The following is a 15,940-nucleotide window of genomic DNA, read 5'->3' as shown; positions in this document are numbered from 1 at the left end:
CTTCCTTCAGCAGTCGGTGCTGGGCAGCTGACGGTAGCGGTGCACGGAAAGCGCCGTGACGAGGGCGAACACACCCACCACCCCGGCGGCGAAAACGAGGACGCTCAGCGCCCCGGAGGCCATCGCGAAGAACGAGGCGAGGAACAGCGGCGCGATCACGCGGGTGGCCAGCGCGTGGCCGGTGAACCCTTCGCGGGCGAGGCGGCGGGCGAGCACCAGCAGCCCGGCGGTCAGGCACGGGAAGCCGATGCCGCCCGCGGCGAAGTGGATCAGCGCGCTGGTGCTCATCGCCGCCGGTGCGGTGGCACCGGCCGGGAAACCGCCACCGGCGTCGACCGGGAAGACCCCGGCGACCACCATGCTCAGCCCGAACACCCCGATCAGCGCCGGGGCCCACCGCGCGGCCGGGCCACTGACCAGCGCCCGCCGCAGGCCGGCCGCGAAGGCGAGCACCATCAAGCCGGTGAGCACCAGGTTCACCACCTGCACCCAGCCGCCGTCGCCGAGGGCGAGCTGGCTCCACGCGTGCCGCGACGGGTCGAAGCCGTCCCGCAGCGCGGTCTGGACGAGCGAGGCGGCCAGGTAGATCGGGCCGGCGATCACGCCGTACCCGAGCAGCGATTTGGTGATCCGGTCGGCGGTCAGCTCGGCCGGGGCGGACGCGGTCCCGGCGCGGGTGGCGATCGTGGTCATGGGGTGCTCCTCCGGAGGGCGGTGGCCGGGCGGTCCGGCACTTCGACACCTCCACGAACACCGCCCCCGGATTTTGCAGCTCCGCCGGAAAAATTTCGAGATTTCGCAAAAGCGCTGGTCAGCGCGCCAGAACCAGGTGCGCGAAGCCGAGCACGCCGCGGTAGTCGTGGAGGTACTGGTGCCGTCGCGTGTCGAGCCAGTCCCGGATCTCCGCCGCCCGCGGGTCCGCGCCGTGGTCCAGCAGCCACTCCTCCAGCGCGAGCAGCGAGGTGGACTCGAACTCATCCCACTCGTGCTCGTCGGCGGTGCTCAGGTGCAGGATCCGCCAGCCGGCCGCGCGGACGGTGTCCGCCAGGTCGGCCAGCGTCCGCGTCTCGGTGCCGAAGATGTCCACGGCCGCCTGGCCCGGGGTCCGCTGCCAGAAACCGTCACCGAAAAGCACCCGGCCGCCGCCGGACACCAGTGGTGCCAGTGCTTCCACCGCGGCCCGCGTACCGCCGAACGCGTGGGAAGCGCCGACACAGACCACCCGATCGGTGGGCTCGGCCCAGGTCGAGGCGTCGGCGTGGACGAACTCGACGCGGTCCGCGAGACCCCGTTCCGCCGCCAGCGCGCGCCCGCGCGCCAGACCGGCCGGGTCGGTGTCCACGCCAGTCCCCCGGCCCGTGCGGGCCGCCGCGCGCAGCAGGAACTCGCCCCAGCCGCAGCCGAGATCGGTCACGCTCAGGCCTTCACGCAGGTCAAGCCGGTCGAGCAGGAGTTCGGCGTGCGACGGCGAAAGCGGGGTGTTCCACCGCATCCGGCCGCGGCGGAGCAGGTCGAGATCATCATCCATGGCGGCACGGTCACACACCGCGAAACCGGAGTCACGCGATTATCCGGCAGCACCCGGGCGGGCCGGTCCTGGCGCGCTCGCGTGAGCGGTAAGGTACGTGAATCACGCCACAGAACCCCCAGCACCAGCACGAAACGAGCGAGGTATTGATGCCCGACGAACGCACCGATCTGCCCTCGGCTGGGATCGACACCACCACGCCGAGTGTGGCGCGGGCGTACGACGCGGCGCTCGGCGGCAAGGACAACTACGAGGTCGACCGCCAACTGCTCGCGCAGCTGAACGCGGCCGTGCCCGAGGTGAACGAAATCGCCGTCAGCAACCGGAAGTTCCTCATCCGGGCGGTGGAGTTCCTGGCCCGCAAGGCCGGGATCGACCAGTTCCTCGACTGCGGTTCCGGCCTGCCGACCGCGGAGAACACCCACCAGGTCGCCCAGCGCGAGAACCGCGATTCGCGCGTGGTGTACGTGGACAACGACCCGGTGGTGCTGGCGCACGGGCGCGCGCTGCTGGAGGACAACGACAAGACCTACCTCGTCGGCGCGGACATCTTCGACCCGCCCGCGGTGCTGCAGAACGACACGGTGCGGCGGCACCTCGACTTCGAGCGCCCGCTCGGCCTGCTGCAGGTGGCCACGATGCACCACCACGACGCGGACAAGGGCCTGGCCCCGGCCGAGGTGATGCGGCAGTACATCGAGGCGCTGCCGTCGGGTTCCTACGTGGTGTTCTCGCACTTCTTCGACCCGGAGGACGAGGCGCACAGCCCGATCGCGCACCGGGTGCAGGCAATCCTCAACGCCAGCATCAGCCGCGGTTACTTCCGCACCCGGGCGCAGATCGAGGAGATGCTCGTCGGCCTGGAGCTGCTGGACCCCGGCCTGGTGGTCAACGACGACTGGTACCCGACCGGCCCGCGCACCACCCCGCGCCCGGCCGCGGGCAACTGCATCGTCGCCGCCGTCGGCCGCAAGCCCTGACGCCGGCCGCTCAGGCCTTCGTCTGGTACTCACGGGCGACGTCGACCAGGAGCTGGTGCATGGCGAGTTCTGCCGGAGCCCGCAAGCGGTCCTGGCGGTGCGCCAGCAGGATGCGCCGAGCGGGCACCTCGGGGCCGAGCACCAGGACGCGGACGTCCGGATTCGGGTTCCGCACGGCGGTCCGCGGCGCGAACGCGACCCCGAGCCCGACGCTGACCATCGCCTGCGCCTCCTGGTAGTCGTTGGCCTCGAAGGCGATCTTCGGGGTGAACCCGGCCGTGCGGCAGCTGCGTTCGAGCACCTCGGCCACCGGGTGGTCGTGGGCTCGCACGATCCAGTCCTCCTCGGCGAGTTCGGCCATGGTGGTGAACCGCTTGCGGGCGAGGCGGTGGTCGGCGGCGACGATCAGCACGGTCGGATCGTCCAGCAGCGGCGTCAGTGACATGTCGGCCACGTCGACGCGGTTCCACGCGTAGTCCCACAGCAGCGCGATGCCGACCGTGCCGTTCTCCAGCAGTTCGACGAGTTCGTCGAACCGGGTGCTGCGCACGTCCAGGCGGAGGTCGGGGTACTGGCGGCGGAACCGGCTGACCGCCTGCGGCAGCAGCGCGCTGGCGATGGTCGGGAACACCCCCATCGAAAGGGTCCCCCGGCGCAGTCCGGCGAGTTCGGCCAGATCGGCCTCGGCGGCGCTGAGCCGGCGGAGGATGTGGCGGGCGTGGCCCGCCAGCACGGCGCCCGCCTCGGTGGGGCGCACTCCCCTGGCCTGCCGGTGCAGCAGGGGTTGCCCGGCCTCCACTTCGAGCCGGCGTAGCTGCTGCGAGACCGCGGACGCGGTGTAGCCGAGCTGTTCGGCGGCGGCGGTCATCGATCCCGTGTCCACCACGGCCGCGAGCAGGGCCAGGCGCCGGACGTCCAACATGGACACTCCTCGGGCGAAAAAGTCTGGTGCGGTCGATCCACTGTGCGAGGACTTCCGTGCAGTCTAGCTTTAGGCACGAACCCCGGCTCTCAACTGGGACTTTCCCCGAACAATCGATTCTGGCCGCCCAGTTAGGCCGATCGAGCGTGAAGCAACGCTTCAGGGTCCTTCAGTTTCTCGTGATTGTGCTCAACCTTGGCGCGGGTGAGGGTAGCCGTCGTTCCCTCGAGAAGGAGTGACTGTGCGAGAGATCCCGGCGACGTGGATGCGTGGTGGCACCAGCAAGTGCTGGGTGTTCGAACGCGACGCGCTCGCGATCCCCGATCGCGGCGTGGACGAGGTGCTGCTGCGGCTCTACGGCAGCCCCGACCCGCGCCAGGTCGACGGCGTCGGCGGCGCGACCTCCACCACCAGCAAGGCCGTCGTGCTCGCCAGGAGCGAGCGGCCCGGCATCGACGTCGAGTACACCTTCGCCCAGATCGGCATCACGGACGGAACGGTGGACTGGACGAGCAACTGCGGCAACTGCTCGGCCGTCGTCGGGCCCTACGCGCTCCGGCGCGGCTGGGTGGCGCCGACCGGGGACGTGACCGCGGTGCGGATCACCAACACCAACACCGGCCAGCTGATCGTCGCCGACGTGCCGACGCCATCAGGCCGGGTGATCGAGCACGGCGGCGACCACATCCCCGGCGTGGCCCAGCCCGGCCTCGGCGTGCACCTGTGGTTCGTCGATCCGGCCGGCCGCACAACCGGGGCGCTGCTCCCCACGGGCAACGCCGTCGACGTGGTGGACGGGACACGCGTCACGCTGCTCGACGCCGGGGCGCCCGTGGTACTCGTCCCGGCCGACGAGGTCGGTGTGGCCGGTGACGCTTCTCCCGCCGCACTCGACGCCCAGGAAGGCGTCCTGGCCCGGCTCGACCGCATCCGCCGCGTCGCCGCGGTCCGGATGGGGCTCGCCGCCGAACCCGACGGAGCCGCCCGTGCCACCCCCAAGGTCGCCCTGGTCAGCGCGGGCAGGCCCGGCCGTTCGGACGTGACCGTGCGGATGCTGTCGATGGGGCGGACGCACCCCGCGCTGGCCATCACCGGCAGCATCGCGCTCACCGCCGCCGCGCGCACACCGGCTACCGTCCTGTCCGAGTTCACCATCGGCGAGCAGGAGGTGCTGCGCCTGGACACACCGGCCGGAGTCGTGACCACCCACGCGGGTGCCCGCGACGGCCTGCTCGCGGTCGGGGTCACCCGGACCACCCGCCGGATCGGCGACGCGACCCTCGCCCTGCCCGACCACGAGCCGCTGGAGCCCTCGCTCACGACGCCGGCCGCCGCGTCGGCCGCCTGACCCCACCGTCCTTTCCGGACGCCAGGCGTCCGGGCGGGCCGCCGGAACAACGAAGAGGACAATGATGTCATCACAGTTAATCGCGATCCTGGTGCTGGGCGGCATGTTCGTCGTCGCCACCGCGCTGTCCGTCAACATCGGGATCCTCGCGCTGGTCGCGTCGTTCGCCGTCGGCACCTTCGTGTTCGGCCTCGAGGACCACGAGATCTTCGAGGGCTTCCCGGTCTCGCTGTTCGTCACCGTGGTCGGCGTGACCTACCTGTTCTCCGTCGCCAAGCTGAACGGCACGATCGACCTGCTGGTGCGGGGCGGGATCCGGCTCGTGCGCGGCCGCGCGATCCTGGTGCCGTGGGTGCTGTTCGCCGTCGCCGCGACGCTGACCGCGCTGGGCACCTTCACCCCGGCGGCGGTGGCGCTGCTGGTGCCGATCGGGATGAGCTTCGCCTTCACCTACCGGATCAGCCCGCTGATGGTCGGCATGATGGTGATCTGCGGCGCCCACGCCGGGGCGTTCTCCCCGATGGCGGTGTCCGGCGCGCTCGTGTTCGGCATCGTGGCCGAGTCCGGTCTAGCGGTCTCGACCGCCGCGTTGTTCTTCGCCAGCCTCGGTTTCAACCTGCTGCTCGCCGGTCTCACCTACGTGTTGCTCCGCCGCCGAGGCGAGGAGAGCTTCGTCGAACGGCCGGACGACACGCCCACCGATGAGGACGAAACCGAGCCGACCGGTGGCGGGGTCGCCATCGCGGTCAGGGCGAAGACGGTCGCGGTGACCTGGCACCAGCGCGCCACGCTCACCGCGCTGGTCGTGCTCGTGGTCGGCGCGCTCGCCTTCCACCTGCAGATCGGTTTCCTCGCGCTGGCCGCCGGTGCCGTGCTCGGCCTGCTCGACCGCGGGAACCTCGGCAAGGCCGTCGACGGCATCAGCTGGCCGACGATCCTCCTGGTCGCGGGCATGGTCACCTACGTGGGCGTGCTGGAGCACTCCGGCACCATCGACTGGGTCGCCCACGGCGCGGTCGGCCTGGGCGCCCCGCTGCTGGTGGCGCTCGTGCTGTGCGTGATCGTCGGCGTCACCTCGGCGTTCGCCTCGTCCACGGCGATCCTCACCGCGACCATTCCGATGGCGATCCCCCTGCTGCTCACCGGTTCCCTGCCGGTCGCCGGGGTGGTGGTGGCGATGGCCATCGCCACCACCATCGTGGACGTCTCCCCGTTCTCCACCAACGGCGCGCTGGTCCTCGCCAACGCCCGCGGTGTCGACCGGACCCGCTTCTACCGGCAGGTCATCGCCTACACCTGCGTCATCGTCGCGCTGGGACCGGTCGCGGCGTGGGCGGTGCTCGTGCTGCCGGGCGCGTTCTGAGCGCCGGGCTCAGCCGAAGAGGCGGCGCTGGATCTCGTGCCGGTAGTCCTCGAGGGTGTTGTCCAGGTGGGTGGCGGTGGCCTGGGCGGCGGTGTCCGGATCACCGTCGCGGACGGCACGGAGGATCGCCGCGTGCTCCTCGACCGCTTCCGCCGCGTGCCCGCCGACGGCGCCCTGCATGCCGATGATGTTGGACTGGCGCTGCAGCCGGCGGGCCTCGCGCACCGCGGCGACGAGGAACTGGTTGTGCGAAGCGGCCGCGACGGCGAGGTGGAACTCGTCGTCGCCGCGGTCGAAGAGCGCCGGGTCGCCGGTCGCCTGCCCCTGGCGGCACGTCTCGGCGGCGTCGGCGATCGCCCGGAGTTCCGCCGGGGTGGCGTGGTTCGCCGCGAGCCGGCTCGCGGCGGTTTCCTGGACCCGGCGGAACTCGAACAACATGTACACGTGGTCCAGGTCGGCGGGCAGGAAGAAGCCGCCCCATCGCGCCGAGCCCAGCATGCCCTCATCGTCGGCGACGTAGAGGCCGCGGCCCTTCTGCGCCCGCACCCGTCCGATGGCGGACAGGATCTTGACCGCCTCGCGCACCATGCTCCGGCTGGTGCCGAGACCGGCGGCCAGCTCGTTCTCGGTCGGCATGCGGTCGCCCGGGCGCAGTTCCGACTCGGCGATCAGCTGGAGGATGCGTTCGGCCACCAGTTCGTAGCCGGGCCGGTAGGCGTCCTCGGCCGGGGTGGCGTCCTGGGCTGAAGCGGGTACGACTGGGCCTCCGGTCACCGAAGGATCCTACCGCCAAAGGGACTCAAGGCACCGATGAGTCGGACCTATTCCCGGTTCGGCCTTGACGCCCGGCCAGCGATGCAGGCTAAGGTGTGATCCAGGCAACACCCTTCCCCCGCTATAAGCCGGACACATCTCGCCGCGCCGATTGGGAGCGCTCCCACTAGTCGACCCCGCTGAGGAGCAGAACGATGACGTTCTCACCCCCACCCGCGGCTGAACCGCGCGACAACCACGCCGCGGGCGGCCAAGTCGCGCCCGGGCACGACGCGGGCAGACGCGCCACGGGCGGCCGAGTCGCGGGCGGCCGAGTCGCGGGCAAGCGCGAAGCGGCGGACAGGCACGCAGTACGCCGCCGCCACCCAAGACGTGCGCCGAAGTCACGCACCAGGGCCGCCATCGTCAGGTTGCTGGCCGCCCTGGCCGCAACCCTTCTGCTGCTCACCGTGACCGCGCCAGCCGGGGCCGCCGGAGCCGCGCCCGCGGCGGCGGCGGGCGAGAAAGTCCTCCTGTTCACCAAAACCGCCGGCTACCGGCACGACTCCATCCCCGCCGGGGTGGCGATGTTCCAGCAACTCGCCGCGGACAACGGCTGGCAGCTGACCCACTCGGAGGACTCCGCCGTCTTCACCGACGCCACGCTCTCCACCTACGACGTCGTCATCATGTTCCAGACCTCCGGCATGGTCTGGAACACCGCCGCCCAACGCGCCGCCATGCAGAACTACGTGCGCAACGGCGGCGGCGTGGTCGCCATCCACAACGCGACGGACATGAACATCGAGGCCGAATTCCCCTGGTGGGACCAGATGCTCGGGATGACCATGACCCAGCACTCGGCCGTGGTCGCGGGCACGGCCAAGGTCGCCGACCAGGCACACCCCTCCGGCCAGGGGCTGCCGCAGCGGTGGAACCGCACCGAGGAGTGGTACAACTTCAACCGCAACGCCCGCGGCGACGTGCACGTCCTGGTGACCGCCGACGAGACCACCTACAACCCCGGCCCCTCGGCCATGGGCAGCGACCACCCGATCTCCTGGTGCCGCAACTTCGAAGGTGGCCGGTTGTGGGCCACCGCCATGGGCCACCAGGCCTCCGCGTACTCCGAACCCCTGTTCCGCCAGCACATCCTCGGCGGCGTGAAGAGCGCGGCGGGCACCGCACCGGCCGACTGCGGCCCCACCGTGTGGGCCAGCTACGACAAGGTCGAACTGGACGGCAACACCGTGGCGCCCGGCACGCTGGACGTGGCACCGGACGGCCGCGTCTTCTACACCCAGTACGGCGGGCAGCTGAAGGTCTACCGCCCGAGCAGCAAGACCACGGTCACCGCGGGCACGCTCAACGTCTACACCGGCGGGGAAGACGGCCTCGCCGGGGTGGCACTGGATCCGGGCTTCGCCACCAACAACTGGCTGTACCTGTACTACTCACCGGCGGGCTCGCAGGAGATCAACCGGGTGTCGAGGTTCACCGTCAACGGTGACACGCTCGACCCGGCCAGCGAGCGCGTACTGCTGTCGTTCCCGGCCGCACGGCAGTCCGAACCGGGGCACACCGGCGGCTACCTCACCTTCGGCCCCGGCGGGAACCTCTACATCGGCGTCGGCGACGACACCAACCCGCACGAGTCCAGCGGCTACACCCCGATCGACGAACGACCAGGGCGCAGCCTGTTCGACGCGCAGAAGACCGCGGCCAACACCAACGACCTGCGCGGCAAGATCCTGCGCGTGCACCCCGAACCCGGTGGCACGTACACCGTCCCGGCGGGCAACATGTTCGCCCCCGGCACCGCGCAGACCCGCCCGGAGATCTACGCGATGGGCTTCCGCAACCCGTTCCGGTTCACCGTGGACACCGACGGCACGATCTACCTGGCCGACTACGGTCCGGACGCCGGGGCGGACAACGCCGGCCGCGGCCCGGGCGGGCTGGTCGAGTGGAACGTGATCAAGTCACCGGGTTTCTACGGCTGGCCGTACTGCGTGGCGACCAACATCCCGTTCAACGACCACAACTTTGCCACCGGCACCTCCGGCGGCAAGTTCAACTGCGCCGCGCCGGTCAACACCTCCCCCAACAACACCGGGCTCACCTCGCTGCCCGCCGCCCGGCCCGCGACCGTCTGGTACGGCAACGGCAGCAACGGCAACGCGTTCCCGGAAATGGGCAGCGGCGGCGAAGCCCCGATGGCGTTTCCCGTGTACCACTTCGATCCGAACAACCCGTCGCCCACGAAGTTCCCGCAGTACTTCGACAAAACGCCGTTCTTCGGCGAGTGGGCCCGCAACACGCTGCGCGAGTTCCGCCTCGACTCCGCGGGAAACCTGTTGAAGATCAACCGGTTCCTGGCCAACCTGAGCTTCAAGTCCCCGATGGACGCCAAGTTCGGCCCGGACGGCTCGCTGTACCTGCTGGAGTGGGGCACCGGCTTCGGCCGGGACAACCCCGATTCCGCGTTGTCCCGGATCGACTACATCTCCGGTGACCCCGCCCCGATCGCCCACGCCACGGCCACCCCGTCCTCCGGCGGCTCGCCGCTGACGGTGAACTTCTCCAGCGCCGGGTCCAGCGATCCGGCGGGCGGCGCGCTGACCTACCGGTGGACCTTCGGCGACGGCGCCACCTCCACCGCGGCCAACCCGTCGCACACCTACACCACGCGCGGGCAGTTCAACGCGCAGCTCACGGTGACCGCGCCGAGCGGGCAGACCGGCGTGGCCAACGTGCCGGTCACGGTGGGCAACACCGCGCCGACCGTGCAGTTCACCACGCCCCCGCACGGCGGCATGTTCGACTTCGGCGACCAGATCCCGTACTCGGTCACCGTCACCGACCCCGAAGACGGCGCTGCCGGCGCCATCGACTGCGCCAAGGTGATCACCACCCCGGCGCTGGGCCACGACGAGCACGCGCACCCGCTCGACCCGCAGCCCGGCTGCTCCGGGACGATCACCACGCACGACGGCGGGCACAGCCCCGACGCCAACCTGTTCTACGCGGCCGACGCCGTCTACACCGACAACGGCGCGTCCGGGGTGCCCGCGCTCACCGGCCGCGCGCAGGTCGTGCTGCAGCCCAAGCACCGGCAGGCCGAGCACTTCACGAACTCGTCCGGGATCCGGGTGGTGGCGCAGGCCGGCGCGGAGGCCGGGCAGCGCATCGGGGACATCGACAACAACGACTGGATCTCCTTCACCCCGGCCAATCTGACCGGCATCAACCAGGTCTCGTTCCGGGTCTCCTCCCCCGGGCCGGGCGGCACGATCGAGCTGCGGTCCGGTTCGCCCACCGGCGCGCTGGTGGCCACCGCGACCGTGGGCAGCACCGGCGGCTGGGACAACTACGTGAGCCTGCCGCCGGTCGCGGTGACCCGCCCGGCGGGCACGGTGGAGCTCTTCGTGGTGTTCAAGTCCACCGCGACCGCCCCGTACGACCTGGACTCGATCACCTTCACCGGTCCCGGGGTCGGCACCCCGGGCCCGGTCACCGCCGGTCCGATCACCGCCGCCGCGGGCAAGTGCGTCGACGTCAACGGCGGCAGCTCCGCCGACGGCACCCCGCTGCTGCTCTGGACCTGCTCCGGCGCCGCCCACCAGCAGTGGACCCGCGACGGCGGCACCTGGCGCAGCCTCGGCAAGTGCATGACCGCCGCGGGCACCGCCGACGGCAGCGCCGTTCAGCTGTCCACTTGCGACGGACGGGCCGGGCAGAGCTGGGCCGCCGGTGCCAGCGGATCCCTCGTCACCGGGGGCAAGTGCCTCGACGCCGACGGGGCCGGTACCGCGGACGGCACCCGGCTCATCGTCTGGACCTGCCACGGCGGCACCAACCAGCGCTGGACCCTGCCCTGATCCCCGCCCCACCGAACAGACCGGAGTCCCGATGAGATTCTTCGCGGCGGCCGTGCTGGTCGCGGCCACCCTCGTGGTACCGGTGCTCACCGCACCCGCCCCGGCCTCGGCGCACGCGGTGAACCCGGCCGACTTCCAGCAGGTCGAACTCGCCAGGGGCGTCGCCGAAGTGGGCGAGCCCATGTCGATGGCCGTGCTGCCGGACCGCTCGGTGCTGCACACCGCGCGCAACGGCGTGCTGCGCCGCACCACCGCCGACGGGGTCACCGGCGTGATCGGCACGCTGCCCGTCTACACGCACGACGAGGAAGGCCTGCAGGGCGTCGGGGTCGACCCGGGCTTCTCCGCCAACAGGTTCATCTACCTGTACTACGCGCCACCGTTGTCCACTCCCGGCGGTGACGCCCCCGAGAACGGCACGGACTTCTCCGCGTGGAACGGGGTCAACCGGCTGTCCCGGTTCACCCTCAACGCCGACTTCACGCTGAACACGGCCAGCCAGGTGACCGTGCTCGACGTGCCGACCAGCCGCGGCATGTGCTGCCACGTCGGCGGGGACATCGACTTCGACGCGGCGGGCAACCTGTACCTGTCCACCGGTGACGACAGCAACCCGTTCGCCTCGGACGGTTACACCCCGATCGACGAGCGCACCAACCGGAACCCGGCCTACGACGCACAGCGCAGCGCCGGCAACACCAACGACCTGCGCGGCAAGGTGCTGCGGATCAAGGTCAACGCCAACGGGGGTTACTCGATCCCGGCGGGCAACCTGTTCGCGCCGGGCACCGCCGGGACGCGGCCGGAGATCTACGCGATGGGCCTGCGCAACCCGTTCCGGTTCGGCATCGACAAGGCCACCGGCGCGATCTACCTCGGTGACTACGGCCCCGACGCGGGCACGGCGAGCGGCAGCCGCGGGCCCGCCGGGCAGGTGGAGTTCAACCGGATCACCTCGGCGGGCAACTACGGCTGGCCGTACTGCACCGGCAAGAACACCACCGCGGAGTCCTATGTGGACTACACCTTCCCGTCCGGGCCGTCCGGGAACCGGTTCAACTGCGCCGCGCCGGTCAACAACTCGCCCCGCAACACCGGGCTGACCAACCTGCCCGCCGCGCGCCCGGCGTGGATCAACTACGACAACTGCTCGTTCGCGGCGTTCGGCTGCGGTTCCGAGTCGCCGATGGGCGGCGCGGTGTACCGCTACGACGCGGCGAACCCGTCCACGGTCAAGTTCCCGGCCGCGCTGGACGGGCACTTCTTCGCCGCGGAGTTCGGCAGGCGCTGGCTGAAGGTGATCGACGTCAACGCCGACGGTGCACCCGGGCAGATCAACGACTTCCCCTGGAAGGGCACCCAGGTGATGGACACCGCGTTCGGCCCGGACGGCGCGCTGTACGTGCTCGACTACGGCACCGGCTGGGGCAGCGGGAACGCCGACTCCGCGCTCTACCGCATCGAGTACAACCCGGCGGGCAACCAGGCACCGACCGCCCGGGCCGGCGCCGACCGCACCTCCGGGCTCGCGCCGCTGACGGTCAACTTCTCGTCGGCGGGCTCCTCCGACCCCGAGGGCGGAGCGCTCACCTACCACTGGAACTTCGGCGACGGCAGCACGTCCTCCTCGCCGAACCCGAGCCACACCTACACCGGCAACGGCCAGCGCACCGCGACCCTCACGGTGACCGACACCGGCGGCCGCACGGCCACCGCGAACGTGACGATCACGGTCGGCAACACCGCCCCCACGGTCACGCTGACCACGCCACCCCACGGAAAGCTGTTCTCCTTCGGCGACACCGTGCCGTACACGATCACCGTCTCCGACCCGGAGGACGGCACGATCGACTGCACGCGGGTGAAGCTGACCTACATCCTCGGCCACGACGACCACGGCCACGAGATCACCTCGCGCACCGGGTGCTCGGGCACGCTGCCGATCCCGGCGGACGGTGAGCACGACACGGCGGCGAACCTGTTCGCGGTGTTCGACGCCGAGTACACCGACCGCGGCGCCAATGGCCAGCCGTCGCTGACCACGCACACCCAGCACACCCTGCAACCGCGGCACCGCCAGGCCGAGCACCACACCGGCCAGTCGGGCACCGGCCTGTTCGACAAGGCGGCGGCCGAAGGCGGCCGGACCGTGGGCGACATCCACAACGGTGACTGGATCTCGTTCCAGCCCTACGCGCTCGGCGGGGAAACCCAGTTCACCGCCCGCGTGTCCTCCGCGGGAGCCGGCGGCACGCTGTCCGTGCGCACCGGCTCGCCGACCGGGCCCGTGCTCGGCTCGGTGGCGGTGCCGGTGACCGGAAGCTGGGACACCTTCACCCAGGTCTCCACCGCGCTGTCCGGCGTCCCGGCCGGGACCACCACGCTGTACCTGACCTTCTCCGGTGGCAGCGGCTTCCTGTTCGACGTGGACGCCTTCTCCTTCGGCACGCCGTCGAGCGGTGGGCCCGCGTCCATCACCGGTGTCGGCGGCAAATGCGTCGACGTCAACGGTTCGGGCACCGCCGACGGCACCAAGGTCCAGCTGTGGACCTGCAACGGCGGTGCGAACCAGCAGTGGACCCGCGACGGCGGCACCTGGCGAGCCCTCGGCAAGTGCCTGACCGCGGCGGGCAGCGCGGACGGCAGCCCGGTGCAACTGTCGACATGCACCGGCGGCGGCACGCAGAACTGGTCCGCGCCGGGCGACGGCACCCTCCGCAACGGCACCAAGTGCCTCGACGCCAACGGCGGCAGCTCCGCCGACGGCACCCAGCTGATCATCTGGACCTGTACCGGTGGCGCCAACCAGAAGTGGACGTTGTCCCAGGAGGCACAGCGATGAACCGCTCGCTCACCCGGCGCGTGCTCGGCACGGCCACCGCCGCGCTGGCCGCGCTCGCGCTCTGTTCCGGCCCGCCGGCCGTCGCCGCCGACGCGCCGTACGACGTGCTGGTGTTCTCCAAGACCACCGGCTTCCGGCACGACTCCATCCCCGCCGGGATCCAGCTGATCCGGGATCTGGGCGCGGCGAACAACTTCACCGTGACCACCACCGAGGACTCGGCCCGGTTCACCGCCGCCAACCTGGCCCAGTACGAGACCGTGGTGTTCCTCAACACCACCGGGGACGTGCTGAACTCCAGCCAGCAGACCGCGTTCGAGTCCTACATCCGGGGCGGCGGCGGGTATGTCGGCGTCCACGCGGCGGCCGACACCGAGTACGACTGGCCGTTCTACGGTGAGCTGGCCGGTGCCTGGTTCGCCTCGCACCCGGCCATCCAGCAGGCCACCGTCCGGGTGGAGAACCGGGCGCACCAGGCCACCCAGCACCTCGGGCCCGCCTGGGTGCGCACCGACGAGTGGTACAACTTCCGGAGCAACGTCCGGCCGACCGCCCGGGTACTGGCCACTTTGGACGAATCGACCTACTCCGGTGGCTCGATGGGCGCCGACCACCCGCACACCTGGTGCAAGACCATCCAAAGTGGACGCTCGTTCTACACCGGCGGCGGGCACACCCAGGCGAGCTACGCCGAACCGGGCTTCCGCGCGATGGTGCTCGGCGGCATCCGGTACGCCGCGGGCCGGACCAAGGCCGACTGCCGACCGGAAAACGGCTACACCGCGCTCTACAACGGCTCCACCACCGGGTGGTCGCAGGCCGGGCCCGGCGGGTTCGGCAACACCGACGCCACGCTGACCTCGACCGGCGGAATGGGCATGCTCTGGTACAGCGCCAAGGAGTTCCGCTCCTACTCGCTGAAGCTGGACTGGCGGGTGGCCGGGGACGACAACTCCGGGGTGGTCATCGGGTTCCCGCCCGGCGCCGATCCGAACACCGCGCTCGCGCAGGGCCACGAGATCCAGATCGACGCCACGGATTCGCCGGACCGGACCACCGGCGCGGTCTACGGCTTCCAGGCACCGGACACCGCCGCCCGCGACGCCGCGCTCAACCCGCCGGGCGAGTGGAACACCTTCGAACTGCTGGTGGCGGGCGAACGCGTGCAGGTGTTCCTCAACGGCACCAAGATCAACGATTTCACCAACACCGATCCCGCCCGCTCGCTGACTTCAGGGCACATCGGCATCCAGAACCACGGCACCGGCGACGACGTGTCCTTCCGCAACATCAGGATCAAGGAGTCCGGCGGCGCCGGGGCGATCACCGGCGCGAGCGGCAAGTGCGTCGACGTCAACGGTTCCGGCACCGCCGACGGCACCAAGGTCCAGCTGTGGACCTGCACCGGCGGCACCAACCAGTCCTGGACCCGGGACGGTGGCACGTGGCGCGCGCTGGGCAAGTGCCTGACCGCCGCGGGCGGTTCCGACGGCAGTCCGGTGCAGCTGTCGGCCTGCACCGGCAGCGGTACGCAGAACTGGGCTGCCCAGGCCGACGGCACCCTGCGCACCAACGGCAAGTGCCTCGACGCCAACGGCGGTAGCTCCGCCGACGGTACGCAGCTCATCATCTGGACGTGCCACGGTGGCACCAACCAGCGCTGGACCCTTCCCCCGAACTGAACGAGGAGTGAGCGAATGGCACGAGTGCTGATCCTGACCGGGGACGCCGCGGAGGAGCTCGACTCGATGTACCCGGTCTTCCGGCTGCGCGAGGGCGGGCACGAGGCGGTCGTGGCCGCGCCGACGACCCGTGCGGTGAAGCTGGTCGTCCACGACTTCGAGCCCGATTGTGACGCCTACACCGAGAAGCCCGGTCACCTGCTGCCGGTGGACCTGGCCTTCGCCGAGGTCGAGCCGGACGGCTTCGACGCGCTCGTCATCCCCGGCGGGCGGGCGCCGGAGTACATCCGGACCGATCCGGACGTGGCGCGCATCGTCACGCACTTCTTCGAACGCGGGCTCCCGGTCGGCACGATCTGCCACGGTGCCCAGGTGCCGGCCGCGCTGGGCCTGCTGCGCGGCCGGACCACGGCGGCCTTCCCTCCCCTGAAGGCCGACGTGGAACTGGCGGGCGGAACCTTCGTCGACGCCCCCGACGTGGTGGACGGCGCCATGGTCTCCTGCCGCGGCTGGCCGGACCTGCCGGAGTGGTCGCGCGCGTTCATGCAGGTGCTGGAAAAGGCCACCCGCTGACCGCTGCTCAGGTGACCCGCGCGGGCCGCCCGCCGAACCACGGGCGGCCCGCACCAGCTGATCGCACA

The 15,940-nt window shown here is 71.1% G+C and carries 11 protein-coding genes; 7 read left to right on the top strand and 4 right to left on the bottom strand.

Annotation, left to right across the window (positions count from 1 at the left end; genetic code table 11):
• Positions 1 to 6 precede the first annotated feature (6 nt).
• Together JYK18_RS45815 and JYK18_RS45810 are read right to left on the bottom strand one after the other, a co-directional pair.
• Entirely contained in the window at positions 7 to 693 is a 687-nt protein-coding gene (locus JYK18_RS45815) for a DUF998 domain-containing protein (RefSeq protein ID WP_206810600.1), read from the bottom strand.
• A 118-nt stretch (positions 694 to 811) separates the two neighbouring features.
• Positions 812 to 1,528, bottom strand: coding sequence for a cyclopropane-fatty-acyl-phospholipid synthase family protein (locus tag JYK18_RS45810; RefSeq protein WP_206810599.1), 717 nt, complete (start codon positions 1,526 to 1,528; stop codon positions 812 to 814).
• A gap of 149 nt (positions 1,529 to 1,677) precedes the next feature.
• On the opposite strand from JYK18_RS45810, the gene JYK18_RS45805 reads away from it, so the two are divergent.
• Positions 1,678 to 2,508, top strand: coding sequence for an SAM-dependent methyltransferase (locus JYK18_RS45805; RefSeq protein ID WP_206810598.1), 831 nt, complete (start codon positions 1,678 to 1,680; stop codon positions 2,506 to 2,508).
• Positions 2,509 to 2,518: 10 nt separating this feature from the next.
• Here JYK18_RS45805 and JYK18_RS45800 read toward each other — a convergent pair whose 3' ends face one another.
• The gene (locus JYK18_RS45800; RefSeq protein ID WP_206810597.1) at positions 2,519 to 3,430 is read right to left on the bottom strand and encodes a LysR family transcriptional regulator; all 912 of its coding nucleotides are present in this window, start codon (positions 3,428 to 3,430) and stop codon (positions 2,519 to 2,521) included.
• Between the two features lie 241 nt (positions 3,431 to 3,671).
• Here JYK18_RS45800 and JYK18_RS45795 point away from each other — a divergent pair, with 241 nt between their 5' ends.
• The gene (locus tag JYK18_RS45795) at positions 3,672 to 4,778 is read left to right on the top strand and encodes a PrpF domain-containing protein (protein WP_206810596.1); all 1,107 of its coding nucleotides are present in this window, start codon (positions 3,672 to 3,674) and stop codon (positions 4,776 to 4,778) included.
• A 64-nt stretch (positions 4,779 to 4,842) separates the two neighbouring features.
• Positions 4,843 to 6,141: an SLC13 family permease gene (locus JYK18_RS45790; protein WP_206810595.1), complete on the top strand. Its 1,299-nt coding sequence runs from the start codon at positions 4,843 to 4,845 to the stop codon at positions 6,139 to 6,141.
• 9 nt (positions 6,142 to 6,150) lie between these two features.
• Here JYK18_RS45790 and JYK18_RS45785 read toward each other — a convergent pair whose 3' ends face one another.
• Positions 6,151 to 6,915: an FCD domain-containing protein gene (locus JYK18_RS45785; RefSeq protein ID WP_307796380.1), complete on the bottom strand. Its 765-nt coding sequence runs from the start codon at positions 6,913 to 6,915 to the stop codon at positions 6,151 to 6,153.
• A 194-nt stretch (positions 6,916 to 7,109) separates the two neighbouring features.
• Between JYK18_RS45785 and JYK18_RS45780 the strand changes: the two genes are divergently transcribed.
• From JYK18_RS45780 to JYK18_RS45765, 4 genes are read left to right on the top strand one after another with little or no spacing between them, the layout of a single operon-like run.
• Positions 7,110 to 10,775 (top strand): ThuA domain-containing protein, encoded by a 3,666-nt coding sequence (locus tag JYK18_RS45780; protein ID WP_206810594.1) that lies wholly within the window; start codon positions 7,110 to 7,112, stop codon positions 10,773 to 10,775.
• Between the two features lie 31 nt (positions 10,776 to 10,806).
• Positions 10,807 to 13,617 carry a PQQ-dependent sugar dehydrogenase gene (locus tag JYK18_RS45775; protein ID WP_206810592.1) on the top strand — a complete coding sequence of 937 codons (2,811 nt, stop codon included), beginning with the start codon at positions 10,807 to 10,809 and terminating at the stop codon, positions 13,615 to 13,617.
• A complete protein-coding gene (locus JYK18_RS45770; protein WP_206810591.1) occupies positions 13,614 to 15,299 on the top strand; it encodes a ThuA domain-containing protein in 1,686 nt (561 codons plus the stop codon). The genes JYK18_RS45775 and JYK18_RS45770 overlap by 4 nt, the downstream gene beginning before the upstream one ends.
• A gap of 15 nt (positions 15,300 to 15,314) precedes the next feature.
• Positions 15,315 to 15,872, top strand: coding sequence for a DJ-1/PfpI family protein (locus JYK18_RS45765; RefSeq protein WP_206810590.1), 558 nt, complete (start codon positions 15,315 to 15,317; stop codon positions 15,870 to 15,872).
• Positions 15,873 to 15,940: the final 68 nt, after the last annotated feature.

Origin of the sequence: Amycolatopsis sp. 195334CR (assembly GCF_017309385.1) — a bacterium.
In the GTDB taxonomy this organism is placed as follows: domain Bacteria; phylum Actinomycetota; class Actinomycetes; order Mycobacteriales; family Pseudonocardiaceae; genus Amycolatopsis.
Note: the sequence above shows the minus strand (reverse complement) of the source record. Positions and strands in the feature narration are given on the sequence as shown.

Bases quoted from the DNA above. Each gene is read 5' to 3' on its own strand.
- JYK18_RS45770 (WP_206810591.1), top strand. From the start codon at position 13,614: ATGAACCGCTCGCTCACCCGGCGCGTGCTCGGCACGGCCACCGCCGCG.
- JYK18_RS45775 (WP_206810592.1), top strand. From the start codon at position 10,807: ATGAGATTCTTCGCGGCGGCCGTGCTGGTCGCGGCCACCCTCGTGGTA.
- JYK18_RS45790 (WP_206810595.1), top strand. From the start codon at position 4,843: ATGTCATCACAGTTAATCGCGATCCTGGTGCTGGGCGGCATGTTCGTC.
- JYK18_RS45805 (WP_206810598.1), top strand. From the start codon at position 1,678: ATGCCCGACGAACGCACCGATCTGCCCTCGGCTGGGATCGACACCACC.
- JYK18_RS45800 (WP_206810597.1), bottom strand. From the start codon at position 3,430: ATGTTGGACGTCCGGCGCCTGGCCCTGCTCGCGGCCGTGGTGGACACG.
- JYK18_RS45810 (WP_206810599.1), bottom strand. From the start codon at position 1,528: ATGGATGATGATCTCGACCTGCTCCGCCGCGGCCGGATGCGGTGGAAC.
- JYK18_RS45765 (WP_206810590.1), top strand. From the start codon at position 15,315: ATGGCACGAGTGCTGATCCTGACCGGGGACGCCGCGGAGGAGCTCGAC.
- JYK18_RS45780 (WP_206810594.1), top strand. From the start codon at position 7,110: ATGACGTTCTCACCCCCACCCGCGGCTGAACCGCGCGACAACCACGCC.
- JYK18_RS45815 (WP_206810600.1), bottom strand. From the start codon at position 693: ATGACCACGATCGCCACCCGCGCCGGGACCGCGTCCGCCCCGGCCGAG.